Below are 20,560 nucleotides of genomic sequence, written 5' to 3' on the forward strand. Positions count from 1 at the left end.
AAACTCGTCATCGCCAATGCGGTACACGCCTTCCCCAAACACCTCACGCAGACAACCTGCAATGCGGCGTAGCACCTTGTCGCCCGCAGGCCGTCCCTGCTCACGATTGATGAGTGTAAGGCGGTCTGCATCCACCAGGGCCATTCCGATGCTCTCAAAGCTACCTCGATCAAAATCTCGATGGAAGGCCGCACGCGAGCAGGCACACGTCAGCGAGTCGTTCCACGTTAGCTCTGCCACCTGCTTCTGCACTGCCTCGTGACGCATCCGAGCCGAAGTGAAACTCGCAAGCGCCAGAAGTGGCTTTTCAATAAGCTCCAAATGCTCACCGCGATACGGGTTATCTGCCCCCATATAACCGACGAATTCGCCGTCGATCTCCAAGGCAACCGCCATCAGAGATCGAATATCCTGACTTTTCAGCACCTCATATTCATCTTCACGATGCTCCCCGAGCAAGCACTCGATATCCTTGATAAACACCGCCCGACCATTCTTAAAATATTCAATCCATTGATCGACAAGCTTCACCGGCATGTTTTGCAGTGTCTCTCGCTGCGATAACACGCCCGGTCGACACCACTCGTAGGTGTTCGACATAAAAGCGCCGTCTATCTCGAAGATATAGGTGCGGTCGGCCTCGAGGAAGGTACCCAAAATGCGAATCGCCTCGTCGATAGAGCCCCTCAGATCGGACCCCCCTTCAAGAACCCGAATACAATCAAGCGCTGCAACACCTGCATCGCCAAGAAATCTGAACGACTCACTTTCACGCTGGCGCTCGGTCACGTCAAAAGCTACCTCTAAACGAGCCTCACCATCATTCCACTCAATAAGCTTATCGCGCAGTAAGTAATGCCTACCCGTAATGTTATTCGTAAACTCCCATTCGAAAAACGAATCGTACGACAACCGATCATTGGTGCAAAAAGGACAGGGCTCTTCACGGCCCTGCAACACGGCATAACAATAATGCGAACCATCAGCAGAATCAGCTCCGTAAGCCTCTTTTCCTGCCTGATTAATATAGAGAAGCTTATAGGTGACAGGATCGCTGATATAAATCAGCTCCGATAGCCCATCGAGCAGCGAATCCAGTACGTTCTGCACAGCCTCTCCTGTCTAAATACGATAAGAATCATCAGTTCAAAGCAGGTAATTTTTGAAAAGAAGTGCGAATCTTACCAATTTATCCATTATAGGAGACTTGCTTTTGCCTGTGCTAGAGGGTATTGATAAAGTTAATAAAGTTAAAGTTGAAGCCTCCCAAGATTCGTATTGGGAGGCTTCTTGAACAGCTTCTTGAACGGCAAAAAGAGAGCTTACTCTTCCACGCGAATAACACTGGGTTCTTCGCGCAGCACGTCATCGAGTTCGGCGATGTCGGCCAGCACGGCACGAACGCTTTTCTCGCGTGCGAGGTGGGTAACATAGGTGATATTCACCGTGTTGCCGTCCTGTTTGCCACGCTGCACTACCGAGTACACGCTCACGTTGTGGTTGGCGAACACCTGAGCCATAGCAGCGAGCACACCGGAGCGGTCGGCTACGGCAAAGCGGATGTAGTACTTCGTTTTCAGGTTGTCCATCGGCACCAAAGAAAGCTTGTCGGTGCAGGTGCACCCCACCAGCGGCCCGACACCCTGCTGTATATGGCGCGCAACCTCGAGCACGTCCCCCATGACAGCGCTCGCAGCCGGACCTGCACCGGCTCCTTCGCCGAAGAACATGGTCTCGCCTACGGCATCCCCCACCACATAGATGGCGTTGAACACCCCGTTCACGGTGGACAGTTGGTGGTTCAGGGGCAGCATGGTGGGATGCACGCGCACATCGACCCCCTCGTCGGTGCGGTGGGCGTGGGCAAGCAGCTTCACGCAGTAGCCCATGTCGCGCGCGGTGTCCAAGTCGAGCGGCGTGATGTTACGGATGCCCTCAGCATGCACGTCGCCGATGGTCACACGCGAGTTGAAGGCGATCGAGGCCAAAATGGCAATCTTGGCGGCGGCATCAAGGCCGTCTACGTCGGCTGTCGGATCGGCCTCGGCAAACCCCTTCGCCTGCGCCTCGGCCAATGCCTCGTCATACGCCAAACCATCCTCGGCCATACGCGTGAGCATGTAGTTCGTCGTGCCGTTCACAATGCCCATGACGGTATCGATACGGTTGGCGATAAGCGAATGCTTCAGCGGATCGATGATGGGAATGCCGCCGCCGACGCTGGCCTCGAAGGCAATTTCTTTGCCCATTTCGTCGGCCAAGCCCATGACCTCTTCGCCATGCGTTGCCATAAGCGCCTTGTTGGCCGTAACCACATTCTTCCCTGCGCGCAGCGCTCCGCACACCACATCGCGCGCCACCGTCGTACCGCCGATGAGCTCGATGACGATATCGATATCCGGATCGTCCAGGATATCCCGGTAATCCTGCGTGAACAGATCCTCCACGCCGTGCGTGATAGCCTGCTCGGGATTGCGCGAGCAGACGCGCACCAGCTCTACGTCAATGTCATAATGGCGCTTGAATCCCTCGGCGTGGTTCTTCAGGATGTCGATGCACCCGCCGCCGACCGTTCCGGTGCCTACGAGCCCCAGTTTAACCGCCATGCTAATCTCCTTCATCTCATAGGTTCAAATCGCGTCAGCGAGGGCATTGGACTGCTCCGCAGCGTCGAGCCGCCCCGCCGTCCAGGGACGGCGAAACGTCAGATATCGCGACTCATCAGGTCTTCGTATGTTTCGCGCCTCGTGGTTACGCGCGCCTGGCCATCCCGAACGAACACGATGGCAGGTCGCGGTTGTCCGTTGTAGTTGCTGGCCATAGTGTAGCAGTACGCGCCCGTGCCGAACACGGCCACAATATCGCCCAGATCGGGATGTTGCAAGGACATGTCGATGACCACCGCATCGCCGCTTTCGCAGTGCTTCCCGGCAATGGTGACGATCTCGGTGCGGGGCTGACCGGCCTTGTTGGCGATGGTCGGCTCGTAGTTGGCATGGTAGAGCGCCGTACGGATATTGTCGGACATACCGCCATCCACCGCCACGTACTTGCGAATACCCGGCAGCGTCTTCAGGATGCCCACAGTGTACAGCGTCACGCCCGCGTTCGCCACGATGCTGCGCCCCGGCTCGGTGACCAGGCGCGGCTCGGCAACGCCGTACGTGGCGCAGGCTTCGCGCACCGACGACGTGACGATTTCCGCGAACTCGTCGATAGAGGCCGGCTGGTCGTCGGCTGCATAGGCGATGCCCACGCCGCCACCCACGTCGAACTCTTCGATGACATAGCCGTACGTCTCCTTGATGCGCGCCATCAGCTCGATCATGATCTCGACGGCCTCAGGGTAGGAATGCAGTGCGAAAATCTGCGAGCCAATGTGGCAATGCAGGCCCGCCAGGCGCACGTTAGGTGCCGCCAGCACGTCCTTCACGCAGCTGAACGCGAAATCGTCGCGCATGTTGAAGCCGAACTTCGAGTCCTCGCAACCCGTGCGGATGTACTCGTGCGTGTCGGCCTCCACACCCGGCGTGATGCGCATGTACACGGCCTGCTCGATGCCCAGGTCGCCCGCAATCTCGGAAATACGCGCCAACTCTATGCGGCTGTCGATGACGATGCGGCCCACCCCCGCCTCCATGGCCTCGCGCAGCTCAAGGGGCGTCTTGTTGTTGCCGTGCACGAACACGCGCTCCAGAGGAAAGCCCGCGGCGCGGGCGATAGCCAGCTCACCGCCGCCCGACACGTCCAGGCAAAGCCCTTCCTCTTCCACGATACGCGCGGCCTCCTTGTTCAGAAACGCCTTGCTGGCGAAAGCCACGTCGGAGTTCTCATAACGGCTGCGGAACGCCGTCAGGTAGGTCTGCATGCGCGAGCGCATATCGGCCTCGTCCATGACGTACAACGCCGTGCCCTGCTCGCGGGCCAGCTCCACCATATCCACGCCGCCCACATACAGGTGGTCGTCGCGCACTTCGGCGGTCATCGGCAGCACCGCGCCCAGTTCCATCGTAGTGCGGCTGTCGGGCTGCTTGCTCGTATCTGCTGCGGGGAGAGCCATAGGTTTCCTTTCGTGCCTGCAGGGGAATTCGCCTAGTCTATCATCCCTCGTCGCATACGTGGATACCCACAAGGAAAATGAAGGAATCATCCATTGCCCCGAAGGGGACGAGATGACTCCCCTCGCTCCCTTCGGGGCAGGGCATTTCATGGAGCATGCCCTGCAGGGATGGGGAAACACCGTCTATCGCCTTGTGCTCAGTCATGCGCAATCCGAGTAACCGGCCTCTCTCAGCAGGCCGGCCTTAACGTCACGGCAATAAGCTGATCGCAAGTCCGTACAAGCGGTTACCCTCGCTCGCCCGCTCTTCTAAAGTGGCCGGTATACAAAACCAACCGCGCGCAGCTGCGCGCACAAGAAGAAAGGCGGCAGACATGGGAAAACTCAAGCGTTTCTGCATGATCGCATTCGTCGTCGCTGCCGTGTTGGGCATCGGCGTGCTGGCAGCCCTGTGGTTCGGCTGGCAACCGCTGCTTCCCACCATCAGCTGGCTTATGGGTATGGAGTGGTTCTTTGTCGTTGAGGCCGTTTTGCTGGGTATCACTGCACTCGGCCTGGTAATTCTGCTCGTTCGGGCCATCACCGCACCCGGCAGGGGCTCACAGCTCGAACTGCAACGTGGCGGCGGCAGTATCGCCATCACTCAAAACGCTATCCAGTCGACCGTGAAGCACGTGATCGACGGCCACACGGGCCTGACCGTCGACTACGTCAAAGTGCACATCACGCACAAGCGCACCCCGCGCATGTCCATCCATGCGAAGATCGATCCCGGTCGCAATGCTGAACTGGGAGAACTGGGCGCGAAACTGCAAGACGAGATCGGCGCGACGCTGGAAGCCTTCACCGGATACCCCGTGGAATCGGTTCGCATCACGTTTGCCGGCGATGCCGAGGTGGTGACGCCCGCCTTCACCCAAAAGGCGACAGAGTACACCCGCGACACGGATCGTCAGCATCATACGCAGCCGGTACCGGCCAGCGTCGTGAAGTAGGGAGCGCACCATGATTCAACCAACCATGAGGGCAAGACCCACCGCACGCCCCGCACCAGCACCTCCTCCCAACCCCCAGCCGATCCCGCCGGCACAGGACCCTGCGGTGCCGCTCGGCACTGCAACGAATACCCCGAACGGGACATCGAGCGAGCGAAGTACCTCTGCCGCCTTCAAACGTACGGCATCGGCATACCTTGCCCATCACGAGCGTGCGGTACTGTACGGCATCGTCGGTTTTGTCGCAGCCCTGCTTATTCTGATAATCGGCTTTTGGCCCACTTTGCTGCTTGCCGTCTTCGCTGCTGCAGGCATTGCCATTGGTGCCTATCGCGACGGCAACCTCAAAATACGATCAACGTTAAGACATCTTATCGACCTGATCAACTGACAGCTCCGTGCAAGCGCTTCCAACTCGAAGGCTCTACGCACGTGCCCCTTCGAGTCGATGCGCCGCACGTTGCCTTATACACGCAAAGCAATCCTGCATGAGAAAGGACCTATCATGACCCAAGCAACCATGGAAAGACCCTCGACAGCACCTGCCAACACCGATGCACCGATCGACCCCGCGGGCGCTCCCCTTCCCGCTATGCCGGCACCCGAACCGCGTTATCAGCTGATCATCGATGAAACCGTTGTCGAGAAGATATCCGCGAAAGCAACCCAGCACATCGACGGCATCATCGATATGAAAGGCAACCTGCTTGCACGCGTACAGGAAGGCCTCGGTGGCGATGCCCAGACGAAGGGTGTGGCGGCCGACGTCATCGACGACCACTATGTACGTATCGATCTAGACATCATCCTGGAGTACGGCAAGTCGGCCACCGAAGTGTTCGACAAGATCAAGGAGACCGTTGGCAAGGACATCGATAAAATGACCGGGCTGAACGTCGCCGAGATGACCGTCAACGTGGTCGATGTCATGAGCAAGGACGAGTACGCCAGCAGAAGCGGAAACATGGCTGACAACGGGCAAGGTGACGCCCCACGGCAAGTCTCCTAAGAAGCCTCGCTAGGCGAGCAGCGCTCCGCCCCAAGTCAGCCAAAGAGACGCTTTACAGGCCCTTGGCGTCGCGCAGGCTCGCAAGAACGCAAAGAACGCAAAGAACGCAAAGAACGGTAGCCAGCATGAACCGCACTCGCGAAGCACGGGCTTTTATTTTTCGGCTCGGCTTTGGGGTGCGGTTTGTCATGGCTGCCGCCGTTCGTTGCCCGATACGGCTATTCGGATCGAATCCGCCGTTGCTCTCCGTTTTGCCTTCCTGCGCCCTTCGTAAGGTAGAATAGCCAGAAGCAACCATCGAGTCGTCTGGAGGGCAAGCATGAACCAGCTCGATTACCTGGCATCGGAGTTCGCTTCTTTCGAAGAGAAGCCTTTCAACCCGGTAGATTCGATCGCGCTTTCGCAGTTCTGCATGGTGCGTGGCGAGGGCATCGCCCCGGCGCTGGACACCCGCAACGACTTCCTCGATGCGGACACCCGCATCGATAACCCTCTCTCTCCCCAGGGCGAGCCAGCGCACTTCACCGACGCGCTGCGCGCCGAGCTGTACGACACCATGTTCGAAGGATTCATCCCCGACCAGGTGAAGCAGAACATGATCGCGCTGGCAGCCAGCCCGCGCTTTCGGGACATGGTAGTGCGCGACTACCTGAGCCTGTTCGACATCGAGCGCCAGACGCAATTCGCAGCCATGACCTTCGTATACAAAGACCAGTTCGCCTATGTGGGATTTCGCGGCACCGACACATCGTTCACCGGCTGGCGGGAGGACTTCAACATGGCCTACGCCTCCCCTGTTCCCGCCCAAGCGCAAGCCGTGCAGTACCTGCAAGCCGTAGCACCCCACCTGCCCCAAAGAATCTACGTCGGCGGCCACTCGAAGGGCGGAAACCTTGCCGTCTATGCAGCCTTGCGTGCAAGCCTTGACGTGCAGCAGCGTATCGAGCTCGTATACAGCCACGACGGCCCGGGATTCAAAAAAGAGACGTTTGCGGAAACCGACTGGGCACAGCTCGAAGGGCGCATACACCGAACCGTACCGCAAGAATCCGTCGTGGGCATGTTCATGGATATGCAGGCACCCCTGCTCGTCGTGAAAAGCACTGGAAGCGGCATCATGCAGCACAGCCCCTTCACCTGGGAAGTGGAAGGCGGCGACTTCGTCTACCTTGACAAGCTGGTGGACAACGCCCTGTTTGCCGACGAGGTGCTGACCGAATGGCTAGGCTGCTACTCCGACGAAGAAGCGGCGCGATTGGTCGATGCGTTCTTCGAAGCCGTCGAGGCATCGGGCGCCCAGGATGCCAACGATTTTCTGAGTGGAGGGACGAAAGCTATCGCACTGCTGACTGAGGCCGCCAAGAACACGGGGGAAGGAAGCCGCAGCACGCTGATGTCGGCGTTTACCTCCTTGGCCGATGTGGCGGCACGCCGCTTCGGCCAAGACGTGGTAAGCAAACTCACGTCGCCCGAGTTGGGAGTCCTGATCAAGCCCCTCTCACCAAAATAGCGCGCTCAACACTCCAAGAACACGCCGCCCAGCGCATCGGTGCGCAGCGCCATCCGTACGCGCGGCACCAGTCTCTCCGCAAGCGCCTGCACGTAATCGCGCACGGGACCGTCGCTGCCATCGCACAGTCCCAGCGCGTCGCACGCCCGGGACGCCGCTTCGGACAGCAGCCTTCTTACTTGGGTCGCCGAGCAGCCCTGCAAGAGCAAAGCGATGCGCGAGCAATCTTCGGGACCGACGCGCAAGGCCCGAACCTCGCCTTCTGCCAAAGCGCATCCAACGGCATTCGTCGCCACCGGCTCGAACAAATTTACGATAAGCTCGCCATACTGGGGATGCACCGCATGCAGCACACTGCGGCAGCGCTCCAAATCGAAACATTGAAGGAAGTGGTTCTCCCCTATCAACCGCTCCAGATAGGTGTTTACGTAGCGAACCCCTTCCACCGCCTCGCTCACCGGATGGCAGAGCGGGTAGTCGATATCCGCCGGAATCTCGTGCGCAAAGAAGCGCGGCACGTAGCGGGCCTTGAAATTTCTGAGGCTTTCCAGCGTGTCCTTGAGCGCCACGCTTTCCAACAGGGGCGTGGTCAGGCACACTTCCTTCCAGAGCGTCTCGGTGCAGCCCACCTCGCGCTCGATGGCATGGAGGTTGCGCTCGTAGGCGACATCGAACCCCTCGGCGCAGATGGCCCGCATGACTGCGATATCCAGGTCGGCGGGATCGACCCCCAAAACGAAGCACGTCGATGACAGGAGCCTGTGGGCATCGTATTCGGGAAGCGAGCTGCTCTCCCCTAACGTGTAGAGCGACATCTGCTTGGCCAGCAGCTGCCACAACGAGGCTTGGAACACAGCTGGGATGGTATCCGCTGAGGTTGCTCCGTCAAGAGCCGCAGACGAAGGCATCGCAAGGCTTGCAGGAGATTCGGCAGAGGCCTCGCAGGCAGCTTTGTGGACAGCTTTGTGAGCAGCTTCGGCGACCACCTCGGCGGCGGCATCAGATGTCGGCCGGAAGGCATCGCTAGGCACAGCCCCAAGCCCTGCAGGGATGTCAGCCGAGGGATGACCCTTCGATGCGGCTTTCGCTGTCGAAGCCGACCCGGTAGAGTTCGCTGTAGCCGTCGTAGAAACCGGCGGCGTACTCGTTGCTGGGGCGCTCCCCCTGCTCCTCGTCGTACACGCGGCTGAGTTCGTCGCGAACGTATTTCTCTTCTCCGTCATGAGCCTCCTCTTCGTCGAAATAACCCTGCTGAGTTTGCTCGTCATAGTCGCCCGCCTGCTCACAGGCGGCATACGCACGCAAGGTAGCCAGTGGCACGCCGTCGAGCGCGTCCGTGGACCCTGCCACCTCGTGATCGAATGCGTAGCGCAGAGCTTCCACGAGGTCGTCGTCGGGCAGGGGCTCACCTGCTTCGGCATCTTCCTTGCGTCGATAGAACGTATCCTGCACGTCGGCTATTGTATCCTCGTAGTTATCCTGAGACACATAGGGCGAACTGCAAAAGCCGAGCACTATCTCGCGCAGCACGCCACGTCCGAACTCCACGCGCCCTGTTGCGCGCAACGCCGTATAGCGCCGCTCCACCAGCTCTTGCATTTGGTCCTGCGTCAGACTCAGTCCATACTGCGCCATCGCCTGATTGCAGACGGCCAACTCTTCCGTTGCGCCTGCCCTTTGCAGCCGCATCATGCTGTTCACCATGTTCAATTCCATGCGCATCACCTCGAAGAAGTATATATACACCCCTGAGCGCGCAATTACACGACTCGATTTTTTAGGCGTTTTGTGATATTATTTTCCCTGTTGAATAAGGGAGAAACCACCGTTTCTCCCTTATTTTAGTTTGGGAGCCAGCTACTGAAAGTCTCCTAAAGGCCACCGAAGCCTCTTTTATTCATGAGGCCACATCGTCAAAATTCTTCAGACTCGGTCGCATTTAGCTGCGCCGTCCGCCCTACCCCCGTCGCTTCGATTATCTCGCTGAAAAGCCGGGGTGATTCTTGCTCGCTCGGCCCTTTGATAACGGACTTGCCAGTTTGCGTCTCTATCTCGCGACGGGCGTTTCCCGCAATAGAGCCGCCGCGCTTCGCAACGTTCCTGTTCTCGTAGAATGTCTCGGGTTCTTTCGCCTTGGACAGCTCCACAGTGCTCGCTTCAGCCAGCATGTTCAGCACCAACTCGAGCGTACCCATACTGTCGCGCAGGTTCTCGTTAGTCAAACGCTTGTAATCTTTGTAGCGGCGCGTCGTCATACCCGACCACGCTTTCGATATCTCATCAGTAAGGATTGCGAACTCGGTGCCTTTCGCAGCTCCCCGCAGGAGCCGCTCATCGGTCAGCTCCTTGCGTACCGAGATGGATTGCAAGCGCTGATTGACCCATTCAGCGCTGTACCCCTTCATAAGATACGTTTCGAGTGCACGACCTATCGAAAGTTCAGGATCGATTGTTTCCTCGATGCGTTCTGCTCCAACTTGGGCTAGCCAGAGTTTGAACGGCTCCGCTTTGGGAGAAGGGATGGACTGGATGATACGCAGAATACCTTGCGTGGTTGCCGTGTCGGTCGAACGCATTTTGCCGTCGGCTGCTTTCATTTTCAAACGTACACAATTTGTGTACGTTTGATTTCCCTCGTCCTTCATGCGCGCTTTGACCATATTCCAATAGTTGCGCGGGTTACTGCTCTCCGACAGCACCGCCACCACGTCCACCACCGAGAAATACCACGCTTCCTCAGCCTCGTTCCATAAGGCGCGAATACGTGAGTCTTCGAACATTTTGAGAGATTGAATGGGTACCATGGCCACCTCCTTGCGTCCGTGGCGTCTTGGACTGGAGGTGCTTTGACCGAGCACAACGCCGATGTTCTTTAATGACGTCATTGTAGCACATAGGAGGGAACATTTGTACTTAAAATGCTGTTCGATTAAGGGTATTTTCAGAGTCGTTCAATTTACATACGGGAGCCGTCGTCACACGCCGTTAAACACAACGTCCGACTTGTCTCACCGCGCGATCAGGGGTCCGACAGTGCCATAGTTGGAAAGTGGCGTTTCGAACACACGAATCGTCTTCAAAGCAGCTATCACTCTATTGAACGAACATCGCCGGGTTAGAGAAGTCTATAAGTTCCCTGATATATGTTCAGACCATCCTAAGTCGCGGCGCATGGTTAAAGCGTACAAAAGGTGGGGGAGCAACCGGATCGCCACTCCCCCACCTTTTCCAAACAGAGCAGGCTACCTCACTGCTCTTTGCTTCGCTCGTCAGCGCTAACCTTCGCCTCTAACCTGCGAAGTACCCCACGCCGCCCTCGAACAGGGGCTGGTACAAATCGCCGGGGACGTTCTGGAACACACCCGGGGTCACGCCGCGCTCGGTGTGGCCCATCTTGCCGTAGATGCGGCCGTCAGGGCTCGTGATACCCTCGATGGCCCAGGCGGAGCCATTGGGGTTCACCGACAAGTCCATGGACGGCATGCCACGCTCGTCCACGTACTGCGTGGCAATCTGACCCGCAGCCTTCATCTGTTCGAGCAGCTCCGACGAGGCCACAAAGCGACCTTCGCCGTGGCTTACCGCCACGGTATGTACGTCGCCCACCTCGCAGCGTGAAAGCCACGGCGACAGGCTGGAAGCCACGCGCGTACGCACCAGTCGGCTCTGGTGGCGACCGATGCTGTTGAAGGTGAGCGTGGGGCATTCTTCATCCATGGGGCGAATATCACCGTACGGCACCAGGCCCAGCTTCACCAGTGCCTGGAAGCCATTGCAAATACCCAGCATGAGGCCGTCGCGGTTGAACAGCAGATCACGCACCGCCTCGGTAACGGCAGGGGAGCGGAAGAACGCCGTGATGAACTTGGCCGAGCCGTCCGGCTCGTCACCGCCGGAGAAACCGCCTGGCAGCATGATAATCTGGCTGTTGCGGATGGCCCTGACCAACGCCTCCGTGCTCTCGACCACCTTTTCAGGCGTGAGGTTGTTCACGATGAACGTCTCGGCCAACGCCCCTGCGCGCTCGAATGCGCGGGCAGAGTCGTACTCGCAGTTATTGCCGGGGAACACCGGGATGATCACGCGCGGGCGCGCAACAGTGCCGTTGTAGACCAGCGGCAAGGTGTCGGCGTAGCTCACTACCTCCACCGCCTCGCCTGCACTGCGATACGGGAACACCGGCTCCAGCTTGCCTTCCCACGCCTCTTGCAGTTGCGCGAGGTCGATCACTTCGCCCGCGGCAGCAAACGTATAGGCATCCGTCGTCTCGCCGACTTCGTCCACGCATACCGCCTCGCTTGCAGTCGGCAGCTCGACGCAGGCGGCCAACTCCACCAGGAAGCTGCCATACGCGGGGGCAAACAGCTCCTCGCCCGTCACGCCATCGGCCAGCTTCACGCCAATGCCGTTACCCACACACATCTTAAACAGGGCTTCCGCCGTACCGCCGTAGCCCGGCGTGGAAACCGCGAGTGCGCATTCATCGCCGATCAGACGCTCGACCAGGCCTATTGCCTCCAGCAGCCCCACAGCGTCCGGCATCTCGCCCTCATAACCCGCAGGCGCAATGCGCACGATACGGCTACCCGCTTGCTTGAACTCGGGTGAAGTCGCGCGACCGACAGTGCCCACGGCCGTGGCAAACGAAACCAACGTGGGCGGCACGTCCAGCTTCTCGAAGCTGCCGCTCATGGAGTCCTTGCCGCCAATGGAACCCACGCCTAGGTCGATCTGCGCCATAAGCGCACCCAGCACGGCAGCCACCGGCTTGCCCCAACGCTCGGGCTCGTCGCGCAAGCGCTCGAAGTATTCCTGGAACGTCAAGTACATGTCCTGACGCACGAACCCGGCAGCCGCCAGCTTCGCCACGCTCTCCACTACAGCCAGGTAAGAGCCGGTGAACTGGTTGGCTTCGGTAAGGTAGGGGTTGAACCCCCAGGCCATACCACTGCACGTAGTGGTCTCGCCGAACACCGGCAACTTAGCCACCATAGCCATACTGGGCGTGAGCTGGTGCTTGCCACCGAACGGCATAAGCACCGTCGCCGCACCGATAGTAGAGTCGAAACGCTCGGACAGACCCTTGTTCGAACACACGTTGATATCAGTGACCAGCGCCTCCATGCGCTCGGCCAAGGTGGCACCCGGCCAGGTGCGTTCATAGCTGCCGCCGCAAGCCACGCGCACGCCCTGGTGCTTCGGCGCGCCGTTGCTGGCGAGGAAGTCGCGGCTCACGTCTACGATGGTCGTATCGTTCCAGACCATGCGCACACGCGCCTCTTCGGTAACCTGGGCGATAGGGGTTGCTTCCAAGTTCTCCTCGCCCGCAAGCGCCAAGAACGTCTCAACATCCTCAGGCGCCAACGCGACGGCCATGCGCTCCTGGCTCTCGGAAATGGCAAGCTCGGTGCCGTCCAGACCATCGTACTTCTTAGGCACCTTGTTCAAGTCGATGAACAGGCCGTCTGCCAACTCTCCCACCGCTACCGATACGCCACCGGCACCGAAGTCGTTGCAGCGCTTGATAAGACGGCATGCGTCGCCGCGGCGGAACAGGCGCTGGATCTTGCGCTCGACCGGCGCGTTGCCCTTCTGCACTTCCGCACCGCAGCTTTCAAGCGAATCCATATTATGCGCTTTGGAGGACCCCGTCGCGCCGCCGATACCATCGCGGCCGGTACGGCCGCCCAAAAGCACGATCACGTCGCCCGGCGCCGGCGTCTCGCGACGCACATGCTCGGCCGGTGTCGCACCCACCACCGCACCGATCTCCATGCGCTTGGCCGCATAGCCAGGGTGGTACAGCTCGTTTACCTGGCCGGTTGCCAAGCCGATCTGGTTGCCGTAGGACGAATAGCCCGCGGCAGCCGTCGTGACCAGCTTGCGCTGCGGCAGCTTGCCGGGCAGCGTCTCGGACACCGGAGCCAGCGGATCGGCGGCACCGGTCACCCGCATAGCCTGGTACACATAGCTGCGGCCCGAAAGCGGGTCGCGGATGGCACCGCCCACACACGTGGCCGCGCCGCCGAACGGCTCAATCTCGGTGGGATGGTTGTGCGTCTCGTTCTTGAACAGGTAGAGCCAATCCTGCTCCTCGCCGTCCACGTCAACTTTCACCTTAACCGTACAGGCGTTGATCTCCTCGGACTCGTCGAGCCCGTCCAAGATACCCTTCGCCTTCAAATAACGGGCGCCGATAGTGCCCATGTCCATCAAGCATATCGGCTTCTCGTCCCGGCCTAGTTCGTGGCGCATCTCCAAATACTTCTCGTAGGCAGCGCTCACCGCCCCGTCATCGATCCGTACATCGTCCAGCACGGTACCGAACGTGGTATGCCGGCAGTGATCCGACCAGTAGGTGTCGATCATCTTGATCTCGGTGATGGTGGGATTGCGACCCTCTTCGGCAAAGTACTTCTGGCAGAACATGATGTCCGCCAGATCCATGGCCAACCCGCGCTCGGCTATGAATGCCGCCAGCCCCGCTTCGTCCAAAGCGAGGAACCCGTCGATGGTTTCCACCATGGCAGGAACCGGCTGCTCCATCTTCAGGGTCAGGCGCCCTTCAAGCGATGCCTCGCGCGCTTCGACGGGGTTGATAACATAATGCTTGATAGCTTCGATATCGCCCTCGGTCAGAGCACCTTCGAGCAGGTACACTTTCGCACTGCGCACGTCGGGACGCTCGCCCTGGCTGATCAGCTGAATGCACTCGCTCGCCGAGTCGGCACGCTGGTCGAACTGGCCGGGCAGGTACTCCACGGCGAACACGTAGGCGCCCTTGGCATCGGGCAAGGCCGACGTGGCGAGGTCGGACTGAGGCTCGCTGAACACCGTCGGCACACACTCTGCGAACAGCCGGTCCTCGATGCCCTCCGCATCATAGCGGTTCACCAGGCGCAAGCCCTCCAGCCGGTCGATGCCCAGAATATCGCGCAACTCATGCGCAAGCTGTCGAGCCTCAACATCGAAACCGGGCTTCTTCTCCACGTAGACACGGGAAACCATGCTCATCCTACCTTTCTTGCATACGATGATGCTCACGCCTCAAAGCGAAAAGCGCCCCGGCACGTATCTTGAAAGATGCCCGGGCGCTTCTATTCCTTACCCTCAACTATTTGGCCGGCTTGGCCTCTTCGGCAGTTTTGTCCTCTTTTGCCGCCTGCTTCTCGGCCTTAGCTTCCTGAGCCTTGTTCAGGCGAAAACCGCTCCCGAACAAACTGCGCTTCTTTGGCTTCTCAGCTTCGCCCGACGCTGCCTTCTCGGCTGCCTCAAGCTCGGCTGCCTTCTGCTCAGCTTTCTGCTGCTTCTCCAGCGCACGCTGCTCTTTGCTCTTGCTGTTTTCCATCTCTTCTTGATAGGCGCGACGCACTTTGCGGATCTTCGAGAAGTCCACGTACAGGGCGCCGATAATGCACACGTAGGCCAAGCCCAAGACGATGTAGCTTGCCATCTCGGGAAGCCATGCACGGCCGAGGAACGACAACGCCGTAAAGACGATGGCGGCGATGAGCAGGCCCCACCAGATCTTGCGCAGCTTCTTGTACTCAGCCGTAGGAGGATTGTAGTACTTGCGGTCAAGCTGCGTCTGCTTGGCACGCTCGGTTTTCTGCACCGCCTTTTTCTGCTGCTTCGTCTTCACCGTCGGCTCCATGCGCACCGACGAGGCAGCCTTTGTCTTAGGCTTCGCCGACGCGGCGCTCTTGCGCGTCTGGCCCTTATGCTCGTCAGTCTGGTAGCGGTCGTTCATGGGGTTGCGTTGTGACATAGCGTGTTACTCCTCATAGGTTAGTGCTTTTCAAATCTCACAGGCCCAGCCAAATCCCGCAGATCCAGCCAAGCAAATCCCGCAGGTTCCGTCAGGCAAACCTCACCGGTCCACCAAAGTCAGCGAGAGGCGTTGAGGTGCCCGAGATTGGCATGTTTCGCCTGCCGCGCCGCGCGAAGCGCAAGTCCCTTTAGGGAAGCGTGCTTTTGCACGTGAGGGTAAGCGAAAAAGTGCCAAGATCGGGTGCCTCGACGCCTCGCAGCGTCGGGTGCTTCCGGTTGCCGTCAGGCAACCGGAACGAAAAGCTTGCCGGTAATCTTCTCGTACGCCTGGATGTACTTCTCGCTGGTCTTATCGATGACCTCTTGCGGCAAGCGCGGGGGGTTGCCCTGGCGGTCCCAGTTGGCAGACAGCCAATCGCGCACAAATTGCTTGTCGAAGCTCGGCTGGTCCTTGCCCTCGGCATACTCGTCGCCCGGCCAAAAGCGCGACGAATCGGGAGTCAGCACTTCGTCGGCCAAGATAATCGTGCCGTTCAGCCTACCGAATTCGAACTTGGTGTCGGCGATGACGATACCCTGTTTTTCCGCATGGTCGCGCGCCGTGGTGTACACCTTCAGCGACAGGTCGCGCAGCTGAGCGGCATCATCCTCACCGATGATCTGAGCCAGACGCTCGAAGCTGATATTTTCGTCATGGTCGCCGATCTCGGCTTTGGTGGAAGGCGTGAAGATAGGCTCCGGCAGCTTCGACGAGTTCACCAACCCCGCCGGCAGATCGATTCCGCATACCGTGCCCTGCTTCTCGTATTCCTTCAAGCCGCTGCCGGCCAGGTAGCCGCGCACGATGCATTCGGTCGGGAACATATCGGCTTTCTTCACCAGCATGAAACGACCGCGCAGATAGTCGGCATAAGGTTTGAACTGCTCGGGCAGGTCGTCCACGTCGGCCGAGATCAGGTGGTTCTCGACCACCCCTTCCAGCAGTTCGAACCAGAAGCACGACAGCTGCGTGAGCACCGCGCCCTTGTGCGGAATCTCGTCTTCGAGAATGTAGTCGAAGGCCGATATACGATCGGTCGCAACCAGCAGCAGCCGGTCGCCCAGATCGTACAAATCGCGCACTTTGCCTTGCGCATCGGGCTTGATGTCGATTCCGCTCATGGTTGGCACGTGTCCTTTCCTCAAATGCGCTGCCCGTTCGTTTCCGTCGTGCAGTGCCCATTGTATGCGCTCCATTATGGCGCAGTTTCGTTACTTTCGTCCCTTCGGGCGCGACTTTTGCTGCTTTTCTTTCGGAGCTTTCGTCGTGCGTTGCGTTTTCTGCTGGCGCAGCTTCAAGTTCTTCGCCTCGTCGTACAACGGGATGTTGATGGTAAAGCAGGCGCCCTCGTCCCTTTGGCCTTCCACCTTCACCCAGCCGCCGTGGCGGTCGACGATCTCCTTCACCACAGCCAAGCCGATGCCCAAGCCGCCGCTTTCGCGGTTGCGACCTGCATCCGCGCGCCAGAAACGCGAGAACACCATCTTCGTCTCTTCGGGCGACAAGCCGATGCCGGTGTCACGCACGGCGATAGAAGCCATGAGGTCGCCACGGCGTACGCTGACGGACACGCGGCCGCCTTCGGGAGTATAGCGCACGGCGTTGGAGATGAGGTTGGCCGTGGCCTGGCGGATCATGTCCGCATCGCCCAGCACGAGCACGCCGTCATCCGCCGCGTATTCCAACGTCAAACCCGAGTCGGCCACGAACGCGTCGTGCGTGGCGATAATGCCGGCGATAAGCTGGCCGACATCTACCACTTCCTCCTTCATGGGCGTGGACCGGCTTTCCAAACGGGAAAGTTTCAGCAGTGAATCGACCAAGCGGCTGAGACGCTGCACTTCGGAGTTCACTGTCTCCAGATGCTCGGCATCGGCCTCGAACACACCGTCGACCATGGCCTCGACCGTGGACTGGATGGCCATAAGCGGCGTGCGCAGCTCATGCGCCACGTCAGTCGTAAGGCGCCGCTCCAACTCGCGGTCCTTCTCCACTGAGTCGGCCATGGCATCGAACGTCTCGCCCAACCGTGCGATCTCGTCCTCGCCATGCAGGTCGGTACGTGCCGACAAGTCGCCTTCCTTGATGGCCTTCGCCGTCGTGGTCATGCGGTTGATGGGGCGCACGAGGTTGCGTGCGAACAAAAAGCCGATACACGATGCCAAGAGGATGGCCATAGCCGCAGCGAAGAGCATAGCCTGATAGGATTTGTTGCGGAACTCTTCGTCGCTGGTACGCAGCAGCGTATCGGAGCCGAGAACGTACACGCTCACCGAACCGACCACTTTGTCCACGTCGGTGTCCTTATCGGTCACGACGATATTGGCCGTCTCCATGTTGGTGTCGTTTTTCTGCGGCGCAAGCGAAGGGATGTTGTTGCCCAGGAGATTTTGGTTGGCCGCGCCCTCGTGAGCGTCCTCAACCGCCACTTGGGTGGAATCGAACACGATCTCGCGTATGCCGCCGGCCCCGTTGGTGGCCACCTGCACGCCGATACCCGGCGTAACGCTCACCACGTATTCGGCGGGTGCCAGCGTCTGGGCGTCGAACGCCCCTATTTTCTCATAATTAGTCGCAATGTTGTCGGCAGTTTTTTTCGCCAGCGACTCCATATTCGCTCGCGTATATGTTTGAAAGTGCTGCTCCCACACGAAGGAAACCACGCCGATGGCCACAAGAGCCGTCATGGCCGCGATAAACGCGAACGCGGCCGTTACCCGCGTGGTGTACGAGAAATTGCCCCAGCCCGACCGCGTGTGGCTGCGCGCACCCGTCTCGTCCGCCCCCGTCCGGCCGATGGGCCCGGTCGTCGAGTCTTGCACGCTGCATTCCTCCTGCATGGTCTGTGCGTTTGCGCTGGAAGCGCGCACGCGTGTTTACTGCTGGACTTTAGTCGGGTCTTCGAAGCGATAACCTACGCCGTGAACCGTATGCAGCCATTTCGGGCTACGCGGGTTGTCGCCGATCTTGGCGCGCAGGTTCTTCACATGGGAATCGATAGTGCGCTCGTAGCCCTCGAAGTCGTAGCCGAGCACCTTCTCCACCAGCTCCATGCGCGAGTACACGCGACCCGGATAGCGGGACAGCGTGGTAAGCAGCTTGAACTCGCTGGCAGTAAGGTCGATCTCCTCGCCGTTCACCAGCACCTTATGGCCGGATACGTCGATGGTAAGCTCGCCGAACTCCAGCACTTCGCGCTGCGGCTCGGAATCGGCATGCACGCGGCGCAACAGCGCACGGGCACGGGCCACCAGCTCGCGGGGGCTGAACGGTTTCACCAGGTAATCGTCGGCACCCAGCTCCAAGCCGATGATGCGGTCCTCCACCTCGCCTTTTGCCGTCAGCATGATAATGGGCACATCCGAGTTGTCGCGGATGGCGCGGCATACGCGCTCGCCCGGCACGCGGGGCAGCATAAGGTCAAGAATAACCAAGTCAAAGTGATGCTTCGAGAACTCCTCAAGCGCCTCCTGGCCATCGCCCACGGCGGTCACCCAGTAGTTCTCGCGCTCAAGATAAGCCGTCACCGCATCGCGGATAGCCTTTTCGTCCTCAACCAGCAGTATACGTCGCGTCTCGTTGCTCATGTGTACCACCTCAAGTCGTCGCCGGCTCGGTCCGACCGGACGCTTTCGTATCTGCATCCCACTCGCCGAGCGTTCAGGTCGTGTTTGCGTTTATTGTAGCAATTCCCCTTGTAGCCGCTGTAACCTGTGCGGGAAATGACACAATATCCACCATGGTAACCCGCCGATCAACACATGCTAACCACGCAAAGCCCACCAGCACCACCAGGCGCAGCGCTCAGCGGCGCACGGCTGCGCAGGGCAGCGCCCATTCCCGCAGCACCTCAAACGGCTCTGGCGGCATCCACATTCCCACGTCCAACGGAGAGCTGCTTTTGACCCGCCGTCATTTTTTGTTCGGCGCCTTAGGAGTAGGCGCACTTGCCGCCATCGGCGGCGGTGCTTCGGTGATTATCAAGAAGAAACAGGACGAAGCTGCAAGCGCCGTGACGGTGCTCGAAGTACCTTCTACGTCTATGACCACACTGAAGACGCCCGACGGAAGCGGGTTGTTTACCCTGATCGAGGATACGGGAATCCGCATGGGCACCACCGGGCGCTTCGAGCTTCCCTACGGGACGCTGGTCTGGGCAAACGACGATACCGTGGCCGCCTGCCTGCTGCCCACCGCAGAAGCCAAGCCGCTCACACAAGTAGGCCTACTCTCGCTTGGCAGCGGGAACTTGTCCACGGTGCTGGAAAAGGCAATCGGACAGGACGAGGGCTTCGATATCTACGACGTGCGCGCTTCGGCATCGGGCCTGGTGTGGACCGAGGCAGACATCTTCGACGGCATATGGCGCGTGTACACGGCAAGCACGGACGGAGCGATGATCGGCGAGGCTCATCTCGTAGACGAGGGAGACGCCCTTTGGGAGATGCCCTCCATCGCCGCCGTGGGCAAGTTCGCCTTCTGGCAAGTGATGCCGAAGGCAGACGGCGATATGAGCGCCGAGGATTCGCTGGTCAAACGCACAACCATGTCGTCGGGAAGCAGCGAAGTCGTCTACACGTCGCACGGGCGCCTCTGCACGCCTCCTTACGCGCTGGCCGACTCGGTAGTCATCACGCCACGCGCGGAAACCACCGGGACGTACTACCAACTCACGCATTTGGATGCCGCATCGGGCGAAGTGCTGGACACCATGGTGCTGCCACGCGCCATGAAGCCTTTGGAGGCAGGCTACGGCGATACCGGCTTCTCGTTCTCGTTCGACGCCATCTACAACTATGGCGACGGCATCTCGAATTTGGGAACCTACACGCCCACAACGCGCGTAACGGACGGCGACTACAGCGGAGCGCCCTGGTTTTGCTTCAACCGCGCGCCTTCGGCTCCGCCGGCTTGGTGCGGCAAGTACTTTATGGTGAAATCCAGCCGCACCGTATGCGGCATCGATCTGAACACGAACGAGTATTTTGCCTTGCAGCCCGACAACGGGGCCGACGACTACGGCGAGTACCTGGCTTCTACAGGATCGGGCGATTCGATCGTGACGTACGCCAACATCGACGACAAGCCTATCGGCGGGGACGCGAAGAAATACTGCCTAGTACGCACCTGGACGCCGCTCGCTTAAGGGATCTGTCCGTTGGTTCTGCCTTCGGAG

At 59.5% G+C, this 20,560-nt stretch carries 16 protein-coding genes; 5 read left to right on the forward strand and 11 right to left on the reverse strand.

The window, feature by feature from the left end:
• The 3 genes from RR842_RS05530 to lysA all read right to left on the reverse strand — a co-directional run.
• On the reverse strand, window positions 1-1,110 hold a 1,110-nt coding region (locus RR842_RS05530; RefSeq protein ID WP_332729188.1), incomplete at its 3' end, for a GAF domain-containing protein.
• A gap of 212 nt (window positions 1,111-1,322) precedes the next feature.
• Window positions 1,323-2,606 (reverse strand): homoserine dehydrogenase, encoded by a 1,284-nt coding sequence (locus RR842_RS05535; RefSeq protein ID WP_332513767.1) that lies wholly within the window; start codon window positions 2,604-2,606, stop codon window positions 1,323-1,325.
• Between the two features lie 98 nt (window positions 2,607-2,704).
• On the reverse strand, window positions 2,705-4,060 hold the full coding sequence (lysA, locus tag RR842_RS05540) for a diaminopimelate decarboxylase (protein WP_332513768.1): 1,356 nt from the start codon (window positions 4,058-4,060) through the stop codon (window positions 2,705-2,707).
• A gap of 374 nt (window positions 4,061-4,434) precedes the next feature.
• Between lysA and amaP the strand changes: the two genes are divergently transcribed.
• The 4 genes from amaP (at window position 4,435) to RR842_RS05560 (ending at window position 7,574) form a co-directional block, all read left to right on the forward strand.
• On the forward strand, window positions 4,435-5,055 hold the full coding sequence (gene amaP / locus RR842_RS05545) for an alkaline shock response membrane anchor protein AmaP (protein WP_332729189.1): 621 nt from the start codon (window positions 4,435-4,437) through the stop codon (window positions 5,053-5,055).
• A gap of 10 nt (window positions 5,056-5,065) precedes the next feature.
• A complete protein-coding gene (locus RR842_RS05550; protein ID WP_332729190.1) occupies window positions 5,066-5,446 on the forward strand; it encodes a DUF2273 domain-containing protein in 381 nt (126 codons plus the stop codon).
• Window positions 5,447-5,560: 114 nt separating this feature from the next.
• On the forward strand, window positions 5,561-6,064 hold the full coding sequence (locus tag RR842_RS05555) for an Asp23/Gls24 family envelope stress response protein (protein WP_332513773.1): 504 nt from the start codon (window positions 5,561-5,563) through the stop codon (window positions 6,062-6,064).
• A gap of 319 nt (window positions 6,065-6,383) precedes the next feature.
• Window positions 6,384-7,574 (forward strand): Mbeg1-like protein, encoded by a 1,191-nt coding sequence (locus RR842_RS05560; RefSeq protein WP_332729191.1) that lies wholly within the window; start codon window positions 6,384-6,386, stop codon window positions 7,572-7,574.
• 5 nt (window positions 7,575-7,579) lie between these two features.
• On the opposite strand, the gene RR842_RS05565 is transcribed toward RR842_RS05560, so the two are convergent.
• The 8 genes from RR842_RS05565 to RR842_RS05600 form a co-directional block, all read right to left on the reverse strand.
• A complete protein-coding gene (locus RR842_RS05565; protein ID WP_332729193.1) occupies window positions 7,580-8,605 on the reverse strand; it encodes a DUF6179 domain-containing protein in 1,026 nt (341 codons plus the stop codon).
• 22 nt (window positions 8,606-8,627) lie between these two features.
• A complete protein-coding gene (locus RR842_RS05570) occupies window positions 8,628-9,290 on the reverse strand; it encodes a DUF6323 family protein (RefSeq protein ID WP_332513778.1) in 663 nt (220 codons plus the stop codon).
• 197 nt (window positions 9,291-9,487) lie between these two features.
• Complete coding sequence (locus RR842_RS05575; protein WP_332729194.1) at window positions 9,488-10,378, reverse strand: Bro-N domain-containing protein; 891 nt, start codon at window positions 10,376-10,378, stop codon at window positions 9,488-9,490.
• A gap of 484 nt (window positions 10,379-10,862) precedes the next feature.
• Window positions 10,863-14,582 carry a phosphoribosylformylglycinamidine synthase gene (locus RR842_RS05580; protein ID WP_332729197.1) on the reverse strand — a complete coding sequence of 1,240 codons (3,720 nt, stop codon included), beginning with the start codon at window positions 14,580-14,582 and terminating at the stop codon, window positions 10,863-10,865.
• Between the two features lie 106 nt (window positions 14,583-14,688).
• Window positions 14,689-15,342, reverse strand: a complete 654-nt coding sequence (locus RR842_RS05585; RefSeq protein ID WP_332512610.1) for a hypothetical protein — start codon at window positions 15,340-15,342, stop codon at window positions 14,689-14,691.
• Between the two features lie 284 nt (window positions 15,343-15,626).
• On the reverse strand, window positions 15,627-16,505 hold the full coding sequence (locus tag RR842_RS05590) for a phosphoribosylaminoimidazolesuccinocarboxamide synthase (RefSeq protein ID WP_332512611.1): 879 nt from the start codon (window positions 16,503-16,505) through the stop codon (window positions 15,627-15,629).
• Between the two features lie 90 nt (window positions 16,506-16,595).
• Entirely contained in the window at window positions 16,596-18,206 is a 1,611-nt protein-coding gene (locus tag RR842_RS05595; RefSeq protein WP_332554136.1) for a HAMP domain-containing sensor histidine kinase, read from the reverse strand.
• A 54-nt stretch (window positions 18,207-18,260) separates the two neighbouring features.
• Window positions 18,261-18,971, reverse strand: a complete 711-nt coding sequence (locus RR842_RS05600) for a response regulator transcription factor (RefSeq protein ID WP_015539178.1) — start codon at window positions 18,969-18,971, stop codon at window positions 18,261-18,263.
• A gap of 80 nt (window positions 18,972-19,051) precedes the next feature.
• On the opposite strand from RR842_RS05600, the gene RR842_RS05605 reads away from it, so the two are divergent.
• Window positions 19,052-20,530, forward strand: coding sequence for a Tat pathway signal protein (locus RR842_RS05605; RefSeq protein WP_332729196.1), 1,479 nt, complete (start codon window positions 19,052-19,054; stop codon window positions 20,528-20,530).
• The last annotated feature ends 30 nt before the right edge of the window (window positions 20,531-20,560 follow it).

This window comes from Gordonibacter sp., assembly GCF_036667095.1.
GTDB lineage: Bacteria > Actinomycetota > Coriobacteriia > Coriobacteriales > Eggerthellaceae > Gordonibacter.